This window comes from Bacillus sp. SG-1 (genome assembly GCF_000181495.1).
Taxonomy (GTDB): Bacteria; Bacillota; Bacilli; order Bacillales; family Bacillaceae_B; genus Rossellomorea.
In genome coordinates, this window is record NZ_ABCF01000124.1 from 1 (window position 1) to 2821 (window position 2821).

General features: G+C 43.7%; 1 protein-coding gene. It reads left to right on the forward strand.

Going from position 1 to position 2821, the window contains the following annotated elements; translation table 11 throughout:
- Positions 1-239: 239 nt before the first annotated feature.
- The coding region (gene ileS / locus BSG1_RS18880; RefSeq protein ID WP_044023193.1) for an isoleucine--tRNA ligase at positions 240-2821 on the forward strand (2582 nt) is incomplete at its 3' end.

Here is a 2821-nt window from a genome sequence, read left to right on the forward strand (position 1 = left end):
GTGGGCAAAAAGCTTTTTTGCCTATTAGGGTGGTACCGCGGGTTAGCTTTCTCGTCCCTTTTCAGGGATGAGAAAGCTTTTTTTATTGGTTTATTTTTGCCTAATGTATTAAGGGCCAAAGAATCGATAACCCTGTAACAGTTAAAGAATTCTTATAAACAGATGATTTGCGTCGTCAGGATGTAATTTTAAAGTTGGGATCAGTATCCAGATACAGTTTCCAGACAGGAGGAAAAGGAATGAATTATAAAGACACGTTATTGATGCCGAAAACAGAATTCCCGATGCGTGGAAATCTGCCTAAGCGTGAACCTGAAATGCAAGAAAAGTGGAATGAGATGGACATCTATAAAAAGGTTCAGGAAAGAACAGAAGGCAGACCGTTATTTATTTTGCATGATGGACCTCCATATGCAAACGGCGATCTCCATATGGGGCACGCTCTTAACAAAGTGCTGAAAGATTTCATCGTAAGATATAAATCCATGAGCGGCTACAATGCTCCTTATGTACCGGGATGGGATACGCATGGCCTGCCAATCGAGCAGGCTCTGACGAAAAAAGGGGTAAACCGTAAAGAAATGACGGTTGCCGAATTCCGAAAGCTTTGCGAAGAGTATGCTTACGGCCAAATCGACAGCCAGCGCACTCAATTTAAACAAATTGGGGTACGTGGTGACTGGGATAACCCTTATATCACCATGAAGCCGGAATATGAAGCTGAACAAATCAAAGTGTTTGGTGACATGGCAAACAAAGGCTATATCTATAAAGGCTTGAAGCCTGTATATTGGAGCCCGTCCAGTGAATCTGCTTTGGCTGAAGCCGAAATTGAATATCAAGACAAACGTTCACCTTCAATTTATGTCGGTTTTAAAGTGAAAGAAGGGAATGGAGTCCTTGAAGAAGGAACTCAAATCATCATCTGGACGACTACTCCATGGACGATTCCGGCAAACCTGGCGATTACAGTACATGCTGACCTTTCTTATGTTGTAGCAGAAGTGGAAGGCAATAAATATGTTGTCGCTGAAGACTTGCTGGAAGAGGTCACATCTGTCCTTGAATGGAACGACCCGACAGTTGTTAAGACTGTAAAAGGTTCTGAGCTTGAGCAGGTAAAAGCACAGCATCCGCTTTACGACAGAGAATCACTAGTGATCCTTGGAGATCATGTTACAACTGATTCCGGTACCGGCTGTGTACACACTGCTCCCGGACATGGTGAGGATGACTATCTTGTCGGAAAGAAATACGGCCTTGATATCCTTTGTCCGGTAAATGACAAAGGTGTGATGACAGAGGAAGCTCCAGGATTTGAAGGATTATTCTATGATGCGGCCAATAAGCCGATCACTGAAAAACTGCAGGAAGCAGGGGCGCTGTTAAAGCTTGAGTTCATCACGCACTCCTACCCGCATGACTGGCGTACGAAAAAGCCGGTTATTTTCAGGGCCACACCTCAGTGGTTTGCTTCCATTGATGCATTCAGGGAAGACCTGCTCCAGGCAGTCAAAGATACAAAATGGGTACCTGCATGGGGAGAAACAAGGCTTTATAACATGGTTCGTGACAGAGGCGACTGGTGTATTTCCAGGCAGCGTGCATGGGGTGTTCCTATCCCTGTTTTCTATGCTGAAAACGGAGAGGAAATCATCACTGAAGAAACCATTGCACACGTATCCGAACTCTTCCGTGAACACGGTTCAAATATCTGGTTTGAAAAGAATGCCAAGGAGCTCCTGCCTGAAGGTTTCACACATGAAGGCAGCCCTAACGGCGAATTCACAAAAGAACAGGATATTATGGACGTATGGTTCGATTCTGGTTCTTCTCACCAATCTGTCCTTCATCAGAGAGATGATCTGCAGAGACCGGCTGATCTATATTTAGAAGGATCTGACCAATACCGTGGATGGTTTAACTCTTCATTGACTACAGGTGTTGCCGTAACAGGGAAAGCTCCTTACAAAGGAGTTCTGAGCCATGGATTCGTAAATGACGGTGAAGGCCGTAAAATGAGTAAATCCATCGGAAACATTGTCGTACCTGACAAGGTAATCAAACAAATGGGTGCCGATATCCTCCGCCTATGGGTAGCTTCAGTTGATTATCAGGCTGATGTGCGCTTATCAGATGCCATCTTGAAGCAAGTTTCTGAAGTGTATCGTAAAATCAGAAACACATACCGCTTCCTGTTAGGTAACCTGGCAGACTTCAACCCTGAAAAAGATGCAATTTCTTACGATAACCTGAGAGAAGTGGATCAATTCATGCTTGTGAAACTGAATGATTTGATCAAGAGTGTCACTACAGCATATGAGAACTATGAGTTCTCAAGCATCTACACAAGTGTAAACAACTTCTGTACGCTTGACCTCAGCTCATTCTATCTGGACTTTGCGAAAGATGTGCTTTACATTGAAGCTGAAGACAATTTTGAAAGACGCGCGATGCAGACTGTCCTTCATGAGTCTCTGCTTGCATTGACAAAATTGATGTCTCCAATTCTTTCTCATACAGCTGATGAAGTATGGTCCCACATGTCTTCCCAGCAGGAAGAAAGTGTTCAGTTGACGGATATGCCTGAATACCGGGAACTTCCGAACAGCAAAGAACTGCTTTCAAAATGGGAAGCCTTCCTCAAATTGCGTGATAATGTATTAAAGGCGCTTGAGGAAGCAAGGAATGAAAAGATCATCGGTAAGTCATTGACAGCGAAAGTAACACTCTATGTCAATGATGAAACGAAGGAACTTCTTGATTCAGTCAAAGAAGACTTGAAGCAATTGTTCATTGTTTCCGCTTTTGAAATTGGCGG